Source organism: Amycolatopsis palatopharyngis (assembly GCF_003385185.1).
Taxonomy (GTDB): Bacteria; Actinomycetota; Actinomycetes; order Mycobacteriales; family Pseudonocardiaceae; genus Amycolatopsis; species Amycolatopsis palatopharyngis.
The window spans coordinates 71,398-86,453 of record NZ_PQHZ01000017.1; the positions used below are offsets into that span (position 1 = coordinate 71,398).

16 protein-coding genes are annotated in these 15,056 nt (G+C 67.4%); 8 read left to right on the forward strand and 8 right to left on the reverse strand.

Annotation, left to right across the window (positions count from 1 at the left end):
* Window positions 1-2: 2 nt before the first annotated feature.
* Window positions 3-1,103, reverse strand: coding sequence for an ABC transporter ATP-binding protein (locus D0C15_RS15415; protein WP_116045725.1), 1,101 nt, complete (start codon window positions 1,101-1,103; stop codon window positions 3-5).
* A 106-nt stretch (window positions 1,104-1,209) separates the two neighbouring features.
* Between D0C15_RS15415 and D0C15_RS15420 the strand changes: the two genes are divergently transcribed.
* The gene (locus tag D0C15_RS15420) at window positions 1,210-2,718 is read left to right on the forward strand and encodes a bis-aminopropyl spermidine synthase family protein (RefSeq protein WP_116045728.1); all 1,509 of its coding nucleotides are present in this window, start codon (window positions 1,210-1,212) and stop codon (window positions 2,716-2,718) included.
* A 59-nt stretch (window positions 2,719-2,777) separates the two neighbouring features.
* Here D0C15_RS15420 and D0C15_RS15425 read toward each other — a convergent pair whose 3' ends face one another.
* Complete coding sequence (locus tag D0C15_RS15425) at window positions 2,778-3,998, reverse strand: NAD(P)-dependent malic enzyme (RefSeq protein ID WP_116045839.1); 1,221 nt, start codon at window positions 3,996-3,998, stop codon at window positions 2,778-2,780.
* A gap of 362 nt (window positions 3,999-4,360) precedes the next feature.
* Between D0C15_RS15425 and D0C15_RS15430 the strand changes: the two genes are divergently transcribed.
* Window positions 4,361-4,963, forward strand: a complete 603-nt coding sequence (locus tag D0C15_RS15430; protein ID WP_116045730.1) for a dTDP-4-dehydrorhamnose 3,5-epimerase family protein — start codon at window positions 4,361-4,363, stop codon at window positions 4,961-4,963.
* Between the two features lie 120 nt (window positions 4,964-5,083).
* Here D0C15_RS15430 and D0C15_RS15435 read toward each other — a convergent pair whose 3' ends face one another.
* Both D0C15_RS15435 and D0C15_RS15440 read right to left on the reverse strand, forming a co-directional pair.
* Window positions 5,084-6,706 carry a GMC oxidoreductase gene (locus D0C15_RS15435; protein WP_116045733.1) on the reverse strand — a complete coding sequence of 541 codons (1,623 nt, stop codon included), beginning with the start codon at window positions 6,704-6,706 and terminating at the stop codon, window positions 5,084-5,086.
* A gap of 242 nt (window positions 6,707-6,948) precedes the next feature.
* A complete protein-coding gene (locus D0C15_RS15440) occupies window positions 6,949-7,419 on the reverse strand; it encodes a hotdog fold domain-containing protein (RefSeq protein WP_116045735.1) in 471 nt (156 codons plus the stop codon).
* Between the two features lie 89 nt (window positions 7,420-7,508).
* On the opposite strand from D0C15_RS15440, the gene D0C15_RS15445 reads away from it, so the two are divergent.
* On the forward strand, window positions 7,509-8,096 hold the full coding sequence (locus D0C15_RS15445) for an acid phosphatase (protein ID WP_116045738.1): 588 nt from the start codon (window positions 7,509-7,511) through the stop codon (window positions 8,094-8,096).
* A 169-nt stretch (window positions 8,097-8,265) separates the two neighbouring features.
* On the forward strand, window positions 8,266-8,748 hold the full coding sequence (locus D0C15_RS15450; RefSeq protein WP_116045740.1) for a GNAT family N-acetyltransferase: 483 nt from the start codon (window positions 8,266-8,268) through the stop codon (window positions 8,746-8,748).
* A 14-nt stretch (window positions 8,749-8,762) separates the two neighbouring features.
* On the opposite strand, the gene D0C15_RS15455 is transcribed toward D0C15_RS15450, so the two are convergent.
* Window positions 8,763-9,245, reverse strand: coding sequence for a hypothetical protein (locus tag D0C15_RS15455; RefSeq protein ID WP_116045743.1), 483 nt, complete (start codon window positions 9,243-9,245; stop codon window positions 8,763-8,765).
* 321 nt (window positions 9,246-9,566) lie between these two features.
* On the opposite strand from D0C15_RS15455, the gene D0C15_RS15460 reads away from it, so the two are divergent.
* Together D0C15_RS15460 and D0C15_RS15465 are read left to right on the forward strand one after the other, a co-directional pair.
* Window positions 9,567-10,490, forward strand: coding sequence for a diacylglycerol/lipid kinase family protein (locus D0C15_RS15460; protein WP_116045746.1), 924 nt, complete (start codon window positions 9,567-9,569; stop codon window positions 10,488-10,490).
* A gap of 276 nt (window positions 10,491-10,766) precedes the next feature.
* On the forward strand, window positions 10,767-11,021 hold the full coding sequence (locus D0C15_RS15465; protein WP_116045749.1) for a WhiB family transcriptional regulator: 255 nt from the start codon (window positions 10,767-10,769) through the stop codon (window positions 11,019-11,021).
* 438 nt (window positions 11,022-11,459) lie between these two features.
* Here the strand turns inward: D0C15_RS15465 and D0C15_RS15470 are convergent, their stop codons facing one another.
* Window positions 11,460-12,959, reverse strand: coding sequence for a sensor histidine kinase (locus D0C15_RS15470; protein WP_116045752.1), 1,500 nt, complete (start codon window positions 12,957-12,959; stop codon window positions 11,460-11,462).
* Window positions 12,960-13,133: 174 nt separating this feature from the next.
* On the opposite strand from D0C15_RS15470, the gene D0C15_RS35725 reads away from it, so the two are divergent.
* Window positions 13,134-13,208, forward strand: a complete 75-nt coding sequence (locus tag D0C15_RS35725) for a 50S ribosomal protein bL37 (RefSeq protein WP_425455399.1) — start codon at window positions 13,134-13,136, stop codon at window positions 13,206-13,208.
* A gap of 120 nt (window positions 13,209-13,328) precedes the next feature.
* Here the strand turns inward: D0C15_RS35725 and rsrA are convergent, their stop codons facing one another.
* Together rsrA and D0C15_RS15480 are read right to left on the reverse strand one after the other, a co-directional pair.
* Window positions 13,329-13,643 (reverse strand): mycothiol system anti-sigma-R factor, encoded by a 315-nt coding sequence (gene rsrA, locus D0C15_RS15475; RefSeq protein WP_116045754.1) that lies wholly within the window; start codon window positions 13,641-13,643, stop codon window positions 13,329-13,331.
* The gene (locus D0C15_RS15480) at window positions 13,640-14,272 is read right to left on the reverse strand and encodes a sigma-70 family RNA polymerase sigma factor (RefSeq protein WP_116045842.1); all 633 of its coding nucleotides are present in this window, start codon (window positions 14,270-14,272) and stop codon (window positions 13,640-13,642) included. Before D0C15_RS15480 ends, rsrA begins: the two co-directional genes overlap by 4 nt.
* Window positions 14,273-14,537: 265 nt before the next feature.
* Between D0C15_RS15480 and ybaK the strand changes: the two genes are divergently transcribed.
* Window positions 14,538-15,014 (forward strand): Cys-tRNA(Pro) deacylase, encoded by a 477-nt coding sequence (gene ybaK, locus D0C15_RS15485; RefSeq protein ID WP_116045757.1) that lies wholly within the window; start codon window positions 14,538-14,540, stop codon window positions 15,012-15,014.
* Window positions 15,015-15,056 lie beyond the last annotated feature (42 nt).

The following is a 15,056-nucleotide window of genomic DNA, read 5'->3' on the forward strand; positions in this document are numbered from 1 at the left end:
TGTCACTCACGGCCGGTCACGCCCTCCGGATGGTTCTCGATGACGTCGAGGACCTGTCGCGCGGTGACCGCTCCGATGGCCCTGCCTTCGGCGTCCACCACCACGCCCAGACTGGCCGGCGAGGACAGTGCCGCGTCCAGCGCGCCCCGGATCGGAGTTCCCTCCAGGTAGAGCGAGCCTCCCGCGGCCAACTCCGCTTCGCTCAATACACCGTCCACAAAAGACTCCGGGGGCAACCAGCCGCGCGGCTCGCCCGCGCTGTTCACGGCCAGCAGCCATTCGCCCACCTGCCCGGCGACCTCGCGACCCAGTTCGACCGTCGGGACCTCCTCGACGCGCACTCCCTTCGCCGAGAGGAAGGAGAGCCCCCGGTAACCGCGGTCGCGGCCGACGAAGGACGCGACGAAGTCGTCCACCGGGTGCCGGAGTACGTCGGCGGGAGTGCCGTACTGCGCGAGCTTTCCGCCGACCCGCAGCACCGCGACCTTGTCACCGAGCCGGATAGCCTCGTCGATGTCGTGGGTGACGAACACGATCGTCTTGCCCAATTGGGACTGCAGTCGCAGCAACTCGTCCTGCAGACCTTCACGCACCACCGGATCCACTGCGGAGAACGGTTCGTCCATCAACAGCACCGGGGAGTCCGCGGCAAGGGCCCGCGCGACACCGACCCGTTGCTGCTGGCCCCCGGACAGCTGCGCGGGGTAGCGCTTGCCCAGTTCGGCGGGCAGCCCGACGATCTCCAGCAGTTCGGCAGCGCGCCTGCGAGCCCTGGCTTTGTCCCAGCCCGCCAGCAACGGCACGGTGGCCACGTTGCTGAGTACCGTCCTGTGTGGAAACAGGCCGGCGTGCTGGATGACGTAGCCGATTCCCCTGCGCAACAGTGCGGGATCGGAGTCGCGGATGTCCTTGCCGTCGACCAAAACCGCGCCCTCTGTCGGCTCGACCATGCGGTTGATCATCCGCAGGGAGGTTGTCTTGCCGCACCCCGAAGGCCCGACGAACACGGTGATCGTTCCGTCCTCCACGGTCAGGTCGAGGCTGTCCACCGCCACCGTCCCGCCGGGATACCTCTTGGTCGCGCCCTGGAACTCGATTCCCACCGGTTGCCTCCCTCTTCACGGCCTCGGCCGGTCGGCAGAACGCTATCCCACGTCACCGGCCACGGCATCGCAGCTCACGTCGTGGACAGGCTCTAAGCTGTGTCCAATGGTGACTCCACTGGACAAGATCCTCGCCGAGCACGGCGTGCACACCCGGCCGTTGAGAGTGGCGATCACCAGGCTCCGGTCCGGTTGGCAGGACTTCGACCGGCTGGTCCGTGACTCGGCCGCGCCACGGCGCAGCCTGCAGGAACTGCTGGACGCACTAGGCGACGACCTCGAACGCGACGGCGACGCCTTCCGGCTGCGCACCGATGTCGCCCCGGCGTACGCACACCTCGACACGGGACCGGCCGGCGAAACCGGCCTGGCCGCCGATCTCCTCGCGACAGTGGCGGAGTACATCCAGGACGTACCCCCGCCACTGCCCGCTTTGGACCATGTGCAGGCTACGGCGGAGACCGTGCTGCGCAGGGCGATGTGGCTGGACGAACAGTACGACCTGGGACACAACAGACTCGTGCTGCTGGGTGATCACGATCTCACCTCGCTCGCCGTTCGGCTGATCCGGCCCGAGGCGGAGATCACCGTGGTGGATGTGGACGATCGGGTGCTGGAGTACCTCGACCGGCACAGCGATCGAAGCGTCGCGACGGTGCACGCCGATCTGCGGGTCGGGCTTCCCCCCGCGGTCACCGGCCGTGCCGATCTGGTGTTCAGCGATCCGCCGTACACCCCAGCGGGAATGGCACTGTTCGCCGCCCGCGGTGTCGAATGCCTCGCCGATCCGCCGAAAGGCCGGCTGTTACTCGCCTACGGCTACAGCCCCCGCCATCCCGCACTCGGCGCGCAGGTCCAGCGCGAACTCGCCGGGCTGGGGCTGGTGTTCGAGAGCATCGTGCCGGGCTTCCACCGCTACCACGGAGCGCAGGCCATCGGCAGTGCGGCGGACCTCTACGTCTGTCAGCCCAGCGGGCAACCACGCAGACCACGCGGCGGCAAGGGACAGCCCGGGATCTACACCCACGGCCCACAGTCGGTGGAGTCGGCGGGCACCGCACCCGAACTACTTTCGGCGCTGTCCGACATCGCCGGTGAGGGTATGGATCGCGTCGAACGCCGGAAGCCGGACTGGGCGAAACCGGTGTCCGCGCCGGCAGGCACCGCCATCGCGATGGACCTCACCGCGGATCCCGGACCGTGGTTGCTACGAGCCCTGCTCGCGGTGAACGCCGAGCGGGTCGCGGTGTTGCTGCCCAACGCTCACCCGGACCTGGCCAACGCCGATGCCCAGCGCCGGCTGTCCGATCTGCTCGGCCCGAAGTACCGGCTCCGGCTGTTGCGCAGCACACCGGACAACTCGCATGCGGTGGTGGTCGCGGTGGCCGTCGCGCCACCACAGGGGGCGGAGGCCGTCCGGCACGCGATCTGGACGAGGGCACACGGCAAGCTGGGCAACACCGGGCGCGAGGCGCTGATCGCCGCTTCCGGGAGTACGACGACCAAGAACGAGGCCCGCGAACGTATGGCGGCCATCGCTCCCGGCCTGCTCGACCTCCGCCTGATCGACGTCGCCCGCCACCGCATCGCCGAACTCGCCGAGGCACTCAGCTGAGACCGGCGCGGCCACTTCGGGCAGGAAAGCCCGAAGTGGCCGCGCCGGAAATGCCAGGGTCAGGCCGTGACGCCGTCCTGGGCGGCCGCCTTCGCCACGGCGGCGGCGACCTCGGGCGCGACCCGCGGGTCCAGCGGGCTCGGCACGATGCGGTCGGCGGCCAGGTCGTCGGAGGCGACGGCCACGATGGCATCCGCCGCGGCGAGCTTCATGTTCTCGGTGATCGCCCGCGCACCCGCATCCAGCGCACCACGGAACACACCGGGGAACGCGAGGACGTTGTTGATCTGGTTCGGGAAGTCGCTGCGTCCGGTGGCCACGACGGCGGCGTAGCGCGCCGCGACCGCGGGGTGCACCTCGGGATCCGGGTTGGACAGCGCGAACACGATCGAGTCCTTGGCCATCGTGGCCAGCAGGGATTCGTCGATCGTCGATCCGGACAGCCCGAGGAACACGTCGGCGCCCTTCAGCGCCTCCGCGAGCCCGCCGCGCAGACCCTCCGAGTTGGTCGTCGCGGCCAGCTCTTCCTTGATCGGGTTCAGGTTGTCCCTGCCGGGGTGGATGATCCCCTTCGAGTCGAGCACGACCACGTCGCCGATCCCCGCGGCCTGCAGGATCCTGGCGCATGCGACTCCCGCGGCGCCCGCTCCGGAGATCACCACACGCTGGCCGGGCATCGCCCGGTCCAGCACGAGGTTGGCACCACGCAGTGCGGCGAGCGCCACGATGGCCGTGCCGTGCTGGTCATCGTGCATGACCGGGCAGTCCAGGGCCTCCTTGACCTTCGCCTCCAGCTCGAAGCACCGAGGCGCGGAGATGTCCTCGAGGTTGACCGCGCCAAAGGAGGGACGTAGCCGCACCAGCGTCTCGACGATCTCGTCCACGTCTGTGGTGTCGAGCACGAGGGGAATGGAGTCGAGCCCGGCGAAGGTCTTGAAAAGCACCGACTTGCCCTCCATGACCGGCAGCGACGCGCTGGCACCGATGTCGCCGAGGCCGAGCACAGCGGTGCCGTCGCTGACGACGACCACCAGCCGGTCCGCCCAGGTGTAGCGCTCGGCGAGGGAGGCGTCCTCGGCGATCGCCCTGCTCACCTTGGCCACACCCGGCGTGTAGGCAATGGACAGGTCACGGGGCTGCGAGATCGGCCGCGTCGCCGCCACCGAGAGCTTGCCGCCCTCGTGACCGCGAAAGATCTCGTCGTCGGTCACCGGTGAGGTGTCGCCCGAGACCGGCGGCGACGCCTGCGCGGCGGTGTCCTTGCTGACCTGGTCGTTCATTGCGTTTCCTGTCATCAGATCGATCGCCGGCCTCGCGACGTGAACGTTGGACACTTCAGTTCTCCCGAAGTTGCGGGGTTGGGGCCGACTGCGGATGACTCCGCATTATCGTCCCCGGTGACATGAGCTCCTCCAGCACGGCGATCCAGGCGCGGTAGCGCAGGTCACCGGCGAGGCGTCCGTCGATTGGCCGTGGTGCGGCATGACCGCGAACGCGGCGGTCACATCAGTGTGACAGGCCGGGTACCGGTTGCGATCCCTCGGTGCGGCTGAGGTCACACAATTGATCGAATAAGTGCAGGTCACACAGCCATTCGCAAGACGTCCGTCCGGTTTGGTTGGCCCTGGATAGGGTGTCGGGCATGGACGCGCGAGAGTTGGCCGTACGGGACGCATTCGAGTTCACCCCCAAGACGTTTCCGGACCACCGTGGCTTGTTCGTCGCGCCGTTCCAGGAGCCCGCTTTCGTCAAGAAGGTCGGGCACCAGCTCCATCTCGCGCAGGTCAACCACAGCAGGTCGGTGCGTGGAACCATCCGGGGAGTTCATTTTGCCGACACCCCGCCAGGGCAGGCGAAGTACGTCTCGTGCGCCCACGGTGCCCTGCTGGACGTCGTGGTCGACGTACGGGTGGGCTCGCCCACCTTCGGCCGCTGGGACGCGGTGCGACTGGACGGCGCCGACTGCAGGGCGGTGTATCTCGCGGAGGGGCTCGGCCACGGCTTCATCGCGCTCGAGGACGACACGGTCATGACCTACCTGTGCTCGACCGGCTACAACCCGGCAGGCGAGCACGGCATCGCTCCGCTCGATCCCGACCTCGGCCTGCCGTGGCCCACCGACCTCGAACCCGTGCTCTCGGAGAAGGACGTCTCGGCCCCCACACTGGCCGAGGCCGAGACGGCGGGACTGCTCCCGCGGTACGCGGACTGCCTCGCCCACTACGAGGCGCTGCGCGCCAACTGAACCTCGCACTTTCCCGGGAAAGCGCGGGACACCACGCGCGTGACCTGCGACGGGAGTCCCGCCCCCTCGCACTTTCCCGGGAAAGTGCGAGGGGGCGGGACGACCTGGCCAGGGCCTGCCCTACCTGCTTCCGGCGAAGTCCTCGGCCAGCACCCGCTCGATGTTCCGCTCGGCCAGCGCGGTGATCGTGACGAACGGGTTGACGCCCGTACTGCCTGGGATCAGTGCGCCGTCGGTGACGTAGAGGTTGGGGTAACCCTTCACCCTGCCGAACAGGTCCGTGGCCTGGCCGAGCACGGCGCCACCGAGCGGGTGGTAGGTGAACCGGTTCTCGAATGCTCGGGTGTCCCCGAAGAGGTCGGTGCGGTAGATGGTCGAGTTCGCGCTGTTGATCCTGTCGAACAGCGCCTTCGCCGCGTCGATGGACGGTTGCCCCTGCGACTCGGCCCAGTGCAGCCTCGCGGAGTCCGTCGTGGCGTCGTAGGTGAAGTGACCGCGCTCGGGGTTCTTGGTGATCGCCAGATATAGGCTCACCCAGGTTTCCAGTCCAGCCGGCACCGGAGCGATCTCGGCGAACACCGGATGCACCGGGTCGTCCCAGTTGTCGATTCCCAGCGCGGGCATACCGGATTGCAGGGTGCCGGTGGTGTCCCAGATGTGGTTGGCCCTGCCGAGCATCACGTTGCCGTTGGTGCCCCACCCCTGACCGACCTGCTCGTCGAGATCCGGCAGCCTGCCGGTCTCCCTGGCCCGCAACAACAACTCGGTGGAGCCGACGCTGCCCGCACCGAGGAAGAGGTGCCGGGTGCTGATCTGCCGGACGGCGACGACTCCCCCATCCGGGTCGAGTTCACGGACCGACAGGGTGTATGTGCCGTCCTGCTGCCGGACGATGTCGCGCACCTCGTGCAGCGTCTGAATGGTCACGTTGCCCGTGCCGAGCGCAGCGGCGAGATAGGTCCGGTCGAGCGAGAGTTTCCCGTGGTTGTTGCCGTAGATCACCTCGGATGCGAGCGCCGACCTCGGCACGAGCTGCGCCTCTTCCCGCTCCAGGTAGTCGAACTCGTAAACACTCGGCACGAACGTGGTGGTCAAGCCCGCCTTTTCCGCGTGCTTGCGGGACACCCGCGCGTAGGCGTACGCGCGACAGGTCTCGAACCAGTCGCGGTCCACCTCGTTCACCCCCAGTTCGGCATTCGCCCTGGGGAAGTAGGTGTCGTACATCTCGTCCGCGTCGACCTCGGGCAGGATCTCGGCGAAGTAGTCCCTGCGTGGGGTCACGGCCATCGCGCCGTTGACGAGCGATCCACCACCGACACCCCGGCCGAGGAACACCGACATATCGCCGTGGTGCACCCGGTCCAGCACTCCCGCATAAGGGCGGATGTCACGGTTGGCCACATCCAGCCAGAGGAACGAGGCGAGCGGCGCCTCGGTTCGACTCTTGAACCACATCGAGCGCTCGTCCGGCGTGAGCATCGAACAGAAGATGTTGCCGTCCGCTCCAGGCGAGTTCCACAGCTGCCCCATCTCGAGCATGAGGGTGGGGATGCCCGCCTCGCCGAGGCGTAGTGCGGTCACGGCTGCCCCGTAGCCGGTGCCGATCACGATGGCGGGCGAGTAGGTCGTCGCCGAGGAGGCGGCGGCGGGAGCGGTGGAGATGGACGTCAATCCCACGGCCGCCGCCGAGTTCAGTGCGGCGAGGCCGAGGAAGCGACGACGAGACAGTGCGGAAGGGGGCATGCTGTGCACCGTCTCGTGAGGTGGGAGACCATGGCAAGCAATTGGGTAAACGCCGTTCACGCCACCTCTGTTAACGCCGTTTATTCCACCCGTTCGGCCCAGCTCGGCGAAGACCCGGCGCTCCCCTCCGGGCGTTCCTGGATGTGCTCGGACGGCTACTCAACCGCTGACTCGACCTGACCGCACCGTCCGGCGAGACACCCTGCGGCAGGCGACGTATGTGGCCGTGCGCTCGTACGCGCCTACTTTCGCGGAGTGACCCAGATCGTGATGGTGCCGGTGACCACCGGCTTGCCGTTGCGGTCGGAGATCGTGATCGGAACGTCGAGTTCGGCGCCCGCTGCGCCGAACTCGGGAAGCTCGGCGAGTTCGGCCACCGCCGTCAGCCCGGTCTCCGCCTTCGCGACGTACTCGACGGTCATCCCCTTCGGCAGCCAGCGGTGAGTGGCGGGCACGGTCGCCTCGGCCAGCATCCCCATGGCGATCTCCGCGAGATTGCATGCAGCGATCGCGTGGAACGTGCCGATGTGGTTGTGCACGCCCCACCACTTCGGTGCGCTCACCACACACCGGCCGGGTTCGAGCTCGCGCACGGCGGGCAGCACCGTCCGGAAGTAGGGCACCCGCAGGCACATCGCTGCCGAGAACAACTGCTTCCCACCAGGCCGTTCCACCAGTTTCCGCCACATCGCGAAAGTGGGGTTCTGGGGCATCGTGTCTCTCCGTTCGCCGGTTGGCGGCCATCACCCAGCCGCAGGTTACTGATCGGTAGCTTAGTTCGACGGCGACTATATTCGCACCTGTGGAACATCGGCTGTACTTGATCCGGCACGGAAAGACGGAGTGGTCGGCGAGCGGCAGGCACACCGGCTACACCGATATCCCGCTCACCGAGGAGGGCGAGAAACAGGCCGTAGCGGCGGGCGAGGCCTTGCGGTCGCTGCGCGGCGACACCACCCCCGTCACCGTGTTCGCCAGCCCACGGCAACGGGCACTGCGCACGGCAGAGCTGGCCGGGCTCGAGGTCGCGGAAATTACCGAGGACCTCGCGGAATGGGACTACGGCGACTACGAGGGCATCACCACAGAGGAGATCCGCCACACGGTCCCTGGCTGGACCGTGTGGTCGCATCCCAGTCCGGGCGGCGAGAGCGCGGCGCAGGTGTCGGCCCGAGCCGACTCTGTGCTCGACCGCGTCCATGAGGCATTACGAGACATCGATGTGCTTCTTGTCGGTCACGGGCACTTCGGCCGCGTCGTCGTGGCCAGGTGGCTCGGACTCGACGCGGGCTCCGGTGTCCACTTCAGACTCGACCCCGCCGGCGTCACCGTTCTGGGCCACGAACGGGGCGTGCCCCAGATCCGGCAACTGAACGTGCTGCCTGGCTGAAAGCTTGTTGGCGAACGACACCGACCTGTGCAACTGTCTGACCCGGCCCCGCGCCGACCGGAGGCCCCCGGCGTTGTGTCCGAGAACACCAACGCCGTGCAGCACCAAAGGCGTCTAGCTACCTGATCGTGGACGCCGGCTCGTCCGAACTGACGCTGAAAGGCCCACCGTGACCGACAACCGCATCCGCCGCGTCCGTGAATCCGATATCGACGCGGTCGTGGGCTTGGTACACGAACTCGCGGAGTACGAGAAGGCACCCCAGGAATGCCACCTCGATGCCGCGCAACTGCACCGTGCCCTGTTCGGCCCCACGCCCGCCCTGTTCGGCCACGTCGCTGAGATCGAGGGCGAGGTGGTCGGGTGCGCCCTGTGGTTCCTCAACTTCTCCACCTGGCGCGGAGTGCACGGCATCTACCTCGAGGACCTGTACGTCCGGCAGAGCATGCGCGGCTCGGGACTGGGCAAGGCGCTGCTCACCGAACTGGCCGCCGAATGCGTGCGGCAGGGATACGGACGGCTTGAGTGGTCGGTCCTGAACTGGAACAGTCCGGCGATCGAGTTCTATCGGTCGATGGGCGCACAGCCGTTGGACGAGTGGACCGTGTACCGGCTCAGCGACGAGGCGCTGGAGAAGGCCGCGACCGCCTGAAACCCAGCGGGGGACTACCCGTTCTCCTCGCGTTCCCGGCGAGCCGCCCGGCCCTCCGCGCTGTCGCGCCAGGCCGCGTCCTCCTCGCTCTCGCCCTCCGTCAGGCCCAGCGCCCACGCCCTGGACGGCACGCGGAACAGCAGTACGACGATCAGGACACCGACGGCGATCAGCGGGATGCCGATGGCAGGCTGCCCGGACGGGCCCGCGGCATACCACCCGATCGCGGCGAGCAGCAGGCCGACGACGACGCCGGGGGAACGGGCCCACGTCTTGCCCAGGACCAGGCCCACGGCGCAGGCGACCGTGCCCGCACCCATCAGGGCGTAGTACACGACCTCGGCGTAGATGTTCTCGGTCCCACCCTCGGCCCTGGTGAGGGAGTTCACCAGCAATGCCACGGCCAGCGCGAACATGACCAAACCCGGCAATGCGGTCAGCCCACCGGCAAGGCGGACCTCGCGCGGGGCCGGGGAGAACTTGTCGGCGAGCGACACGGGTACCGGGCCTTCCGAACTGCTGGTCGGAGCACGAATCGCCCTATCCGGGTGACCGTGCGTGAACACCTCCGATGGTATGCCACCCGGTCGGCCGTTTTCCCGGACCCGCTGAGAGCGCGAAGATCAGGGTGTCGTCGATGAGCGGGCGGTCGCCCGGGTGCACTTGTCACGGCAGCCGAAAGTCAGTCGATTTCACTGACGAACGGAGGAGGCCCGGCAGAAGGACTCCAGGTATGTCGTCGCGAGCGTGACGAGCTTCGCATCACGCGATGCCCGAGAGCAGCCCAATCGGGTGGCAATGTCACTTACTCTCGGGTAATGCGTGCAGTTCTCGTCGTCAATCCACAGGCAACCGCGACCACCCCCGGTGGCCGCGATGTCCTGGCGCACGCATTGGCGAGCGAGGTCAAACTCGACGTCGTGGAGACTGACTATCGCGGGCATGCCCTCGCGGTGGCGCGTACGGCTGCCAGGGACGACATCGACCTCGTGGTGGCACACGGCGGCGACGGCACGGTGAACGAGGTCGTCAACGGACTGCTCGCCGATACCGCGGGCAGGCCGGGGGGCGATTCGGTGCCCATGCTCGGAGTTGTTCCCGGCGGCTCGGCGAACGTCTTCGCCCGCGCGCTGGGCCTGCCGCGCGATCCGGTCGAAGCCACCCATCGCCTGCTGCACGCGATCGAGGAACGCCGCGTCCGCCGGGTCGGTCTCGGCCTTGCCGACGACCGCTGGTTCACCTTCAACGCCGGCCTCGGCTGGGATGCCGACGTCGTGGCAGGTGTCGACCGGAGGCGAGGCAAACGCACGGGCCCGTCGCTGTACATGCGCACCGCGCTGGCGAGTTACCTAAGGCCGCCGCTTGGCAGGCCAGGGCTCACCGTCCGGGTTCCCGGTGCGGAACCTGACGAGGTGCGCACGGCTTTCATCTCGAACACCGATCCATGGAGCTATCTGGGATCGCGACCCGTACATCTCAACACCGAGTGTTCGTTCGACACCGGATTGGGCCTGTTCGCACTGCGCAGTCTCGGTCTGCCGAGTGTGCTGCGGCACCTGCGTCAGGCGCTGCGGACGAACAGCAAGCACCGCGGGCGACGTCTTCTACGTCACGACGACCTGGAAATAGTCCGCATTGATGCTGAAGAGCCGGTAAACTTTCAGGTGGACGGGGATCTGGTCGGCCGTCGGACGAGCGTGGAGTTCATCAGCGTGCCCAACGCGCTGACCGTCGCTGTCTGACGGCCAGGAGTATCCAGGTGATCGCTAGCGGCAAACTTTGATTGCCGCTCATCGACGGAGATGCTCCACTCACCGCATCGTCTCTTCCCCCAGAAGAGCCGTTTCGGGCAGAAACCGCAGGTCAGGCCGGTCGCTCGGCCGGGTGAGCTCACTCACCGATCTTCGGAAAACCCTTGTCCAACTCGGTGCTTCGTGAAAGCATTCACAAGCACCCAAAAACGACCGCCAAGACGACTGTGGCGTGGAGTACCGCGCCCTCATAAGGAGTTCACAGAAATGGACTGGCGCCACCGCGCAGCCTGCCGCGACGAGGACCCCGAACTGTTCTTCCCCGTAGGAACGAGCGGTCCTGCTGTTCTTCAGGTCTCCGAGGCGAAATCCGTGTGCCACCGTTGCACCGTAGCTTCCGACTGCCTGGCCTGGGCTCTGGCCAGCGGCCAGGACGCCGGCGTGTGGGGCGGCATGAGCGAGGACGAGCGTCGCGCACTCAAGCGTCGTCGTGCTCACATCGGTACACGTAGTAACGCCTGATCAATGCAAACCGGCGGAATGGTCACTCTCGTCACGAGCGAAGGCGTTGCACGCCAAGCGAAGAACGAGTTCGGCCGAGCAACACCGCCTGAGGGAACGATGAGTTACGGCGGATTCGGTAATCACCGGTTTCCGCCGAAGTTGTGTGAATCGAAGTAGTTAGTCCCGGCGAACCGGATCTCGGCTGACGAGCCGATCAGGATCGGGTTCGCTAGCGCGTGCCTCACGGCACGCATCCGGACATTGCGACGTCGGCCCGGCGCAGGAGGGCGGATGGAGCGCAGTCTGGTCTAAATTGGACTTTTGCCGAGCCGGGCCCCGGAGCCTGGTCGAGCAGGAGCCTCCCGCAATACACGTTCGAGGGTCGGCACCATCTTCTGGTGCCGACCCTCGAACGTTTGCGTGCTCGTCCGTTTTCTTTGCCCCAACCAGCTCGCGTCAGAGGCGACGGCTCAGTGGGATCCGCAGGGCCGCTTCGGTTCCACCGGTCCCCGGACCACGCAACGACAGTGACCCCCGCAGTTCCGATTCCACCAGGGTTCGCGCGATCTGCAGTCCGAGTCCCTCCGCGCGTTCCAATGAGAACCCCGGCGGAAGGCCGCGCCCGTCGTCGCGGATCAACACGTCCATCCGGCGCGCGGACCGTTCGACCAAGATCTCCACTGTGCCGGGCCTACTGTCCGGAAAGGCGTGTCCGAGCGCGTTCTGTACGAGTTCGGCGATCACCATCACCAGCGGGGTCGCGATCTCGGCCGCCACGACGCCGAAGGAGCCGGTACGGGCAAGCCGGACCTGTGACTCGGCGGTGGCGACTTCGCCGACCATCGGCAGCACGTTGTCGAGCAGCTTGTCCAGATCGACCCGCTCGTCCACCGACATCGACAGCGCTTCGTGCACCATCGCGATCGACGCGACCCGCCGGACGGACTCGCCGAGTGCCTGTTTGGCCTCTGGGCTGGGCGTTCGCCGGGACTGCAGCCGGAGGAGCGCGGCCACGGTCTGCAAGTTGTTCTTCACCCTGTGGTGGATCTCCCGGATCGTCGCGTCCTTGGACAACAGCGCGCGATCCCTGCGCTTCACCTCGGTGACGTCCCGGACCAGTACGAGCGCACCGGCAGGCTGGCCAGAGGGCCGCAGCGGCAGCGCCCGGAACAGCACCACCGCTCCCCTGCGCGAGTCCACCTCGATCCGGCTGCTCGGCTTCCCCGCCAGCGCGTCGAGGATTCGATGCGAGACCTCCGTGGCGTCGAACGGGTCACGGATCAACGACCTGGTCAGCGGCGCGAGCCTGGCGCCGACCAGATCGGACTCGTGCCCCATCCGGTGATACGCCGAGAGCCCGTTGGGGCTGGCGAACACCACACCTCCCCCTGTGTCCAGGCGGATGAGCCCATCACCCACACGAGGGCTGGTATGGACGTCGGCGTCTGTCCCACCCGTGGGGAACGTGCCGTCGGCGATCATCTGGCACAGGTCGGCGGCACTACCCAGATAGGCGATCTCCAACGGGCTCGGCACCCTCGGCGCCGCGAGGTTGGTCTCCCGGCTCAACACCGCGATCACCTCACCACGGAAGGCCACCGGAATGGCCTCCCTGCGCATCGGCAGGTCGAGGTACCAGTGCGGGTCCTCCTCGCGGCAGATGCGGACCTCGCGCATCGCCCTGGCGAGCTGCGGGTGGTCCTCCGTGGTGAACCGGGTACCCACGACGTCCTCGGGGTGCGCTGTCGGTGCGGTGGTAGGGCGCGCCTGGGCGGCACAGACGAACTCACCCGAGTCGCCGAGGTGACCGCCGTCGTCCACCGGAACCCAGAGGAGGAAGTCCGCGAACGACAGGTCCGCGAGCAGTTGCCATTCCGCGACCACCATCTGCAGATGGTCGGCCGCCTCTCCGGAGAGCCTGCTGTGCTCACCGAGTAGCTCGGTAAGAGTGGACACGGATCTACCTCACTTCTCCGGAGCGCACTCGACCACCGCAATCCAATCAGAACGAGTGGGTGTCGGCACGGGCCGGGCATCGACGGCCGACAGCACGTGACACACTGGTAGGCAGCCCGGAGCCCCGTGGGGTGCCCCGCGCGGGCCCGATCGCAGACACACGAGGAGACAGATATGTCGAAGCGAGCGAGGAAGCGTCGCGACCGCAAGAAGAACGGCGCGAACCACGGCAAGAAGCCCAACACCTGAGTCGGGTTCGCACGCAGCTACGACGAAGGGCCCCGGTGCCAGTACGGCACGGGGCCCTTCGTCGTACTCGGCGCTTGTGGCGAGACCTCGGGGTCCGCGGTTCTCGCTACGCCCTTCAGGTCACTCGGTGCGTTGCTCGACGCTGATCTCGGTGTGCTCGACCGTGACCCCTCGGCGCTCCTCGACCGTCCTGCGGATGGAGGCGCGCAAGCGGCTCTTCAGGCCGTCGGGCGCGTGCTCGCCCCCGCACTTGCGGGCAAGTAGCTGCTTGATCTGCTCGTCGATGCCGTACTGCTCGAGACACGGAGGGCAGTCGTCGAGGTGGCGACGCAGCTCGGCCTCGTGCTCCGCCGTGCACTCCTGGTCCAGGAGCAGGTAGATCTCGGCCAGCGCCTCGTCACAGTTGACTTCGTCGCCTCCGCAGGCGTTGTTCATCGCCCCGCCACCTCCTGCTTGGACGAACGGATGAAACCACGGTCCCTGGCCACATCGGCGAGCAGGTCACGAAGCTGACCGCGACCACGGTGCAGCCGGGACATCACCGTGCCGATGGGGGTGTCCATGATCTCAGCGATCTCCTTGTAGGCGAAACCCTCCACATCCGCCAGGTACACCGCGAGCCGGAAGTCCTCCGGCAACTGCTGCAGCGCTGCCTTGACGTCGGTGTCCGGGAGATTGTCCATCGCCTCGACCTCTGCCGAGCGCAGGCCACGTGAGGTGTGGCTCTCCGCCTTGGCGAGCTGCCAGTCGGTGATCTCCTCGGTCGGCTGCTGCAGCGGTTGGCGCTGCCGCTTGCGATACCCGTTGATGTAGGTGTTGGTCAGGATCCGGTACATCCAGGCCTTGAGGTTCGTACCCGCCTTGAAGGAGGCGAATGCGCCATAGGCCTTGAGATAGGTCTCCTGGACCAGGTCCTCGGCGTCGGCCGGATTGCGCGTCATGCGCATGGCCGCCGAGTACAGCTGGTCCAGCAGGGGCATCGCTTCGCGTTCGAAACGCTCGGCGCGCGCGTCAGCGTCCTCGTTGACGGATGCGGACTCCGCCGGGTCATGCGTGCTCGGCAAACCGTTCCCTTCCCGATCCTCGTCGGTTGCAGTCCGCACTGAGCTGTACGGGCTGCGTGACGCACCCGTAGTAGCGTGCGAATACGACTCATCCGAGGATACGCGGGGGCCCGGCCGCCGGCCCGTTGCGGCGGGTACGACGGTACGCAGCTGCGTGCGCGAAACGGTGGTTGCTAGCTCGGTCAACACGTTCTGTACAACATCGCGGGCCGCTGGAGCATTCCCCATGGGCTGGAGTGGCTCAAGGTCGATAGGCTCTCGACTCGTGGCAGGTAAGGGCACGCCGGCGACGGCACTGTTGGTGAAGAAGAAGGTCGCGCACGAGCTGCACTCCTACGAACACGATCCGCGACACGAGTCCTACGGTGCCGAAGCGGCGGAAATCCTCGGTCTAGATGCGGAGCGCGTGTTCAAGACCCTCGTGGCCGAGGTCGACGGCAAATTGGTGGTGGGCGTGGTGCCGATCACCGGTCAACTGGACCTCAAGGCGCTCGCGGCCGCGGTGGGCGGCAAGCGAGGCCGGATGGCCGACGCAGGCGCCGCGCAGCGGGCCACCGGCTACGTACTGGGCGGGATCTCGCCGCTTGGGCACCGCAGCAGGCTGCCGGTGGTGATCGACGCCACCGTGGAGCGATTCGACAGTGTCTTCTGCTCGGCGGGCAGGCGCGGACTCGAGGTGGAGCTGGCGCCGGCGGAACTGATTCGCCTTGCCGCTGCCACAGTCGCCGACATCCGAGCCTGACCCCCCTCGCACTTTCCCGGGAAAGCGCGATACGTGCGTGTA

What these genes read in the sequence shown, in the direction of transcription:
- D0C15_RS15440 (WP_116045735.1), bottom strand. Translation starts at nt 7,419, where the DNA reads ATGCCCCAGAACCCCACTTTCGCGATGTGGCGGAAACTGGTGGAACGG.
- D0C15_RS15430 (WP_116045730.1), top strand. Translation starts at nt 4,361, where the DNA reads ATGGACGCGCGAGAGTTGGCCGTACGGGACGCATTCGAGTTCACCCCC.
- rsrA (WP_116045754.1), bottom strand. Translation starts at nt 13,643, where the DNA reads ATGAACAACGCCTGCGGAGGCGACGAAGTCAACTGTGACGAGGCGCTG.
- D0C15_RS15420 (WP_116045728.1), top strand. Translation starts at nt 1,210, where the DNA reads ATGGTGACTCCACTGGACAAGATCCTCGCCGAGCACGGCGTGCACACC.
- D0C15_RS15425 (WP_116045839.1), bottom strand. Translation starts at nt 3,998, where the DNA reads ATGAACGACCAGGTCAGCAAGGACACCGCCGCGCAGGCGTCGCCGCCG.
- D0C15_RS15465 (WP_116045749.1), top strand. Translation starts at nt 10,767, where the DNA reads ATGGACTGGCGCCACCGCGCAGCCTGCCGCGACGAGGACCCCGAACTG.
- D0C15_RS15435 (WP_116045733.1), bottom strand. Translation starts at nt 6,706, where the DNA reads ATGCCCCCTTCCGCACTGTCTCGTCGTCGCTTCCTCGGCCTCGCCGCA.
- D0C15_RS15460 (WP_116045746.1), top strand. Translation starts at nt 9,567, where the DNA reads ATGCGTGCAGTTCTCGTCGTCAATCCACAGGCAACCGCGACCACCCCC.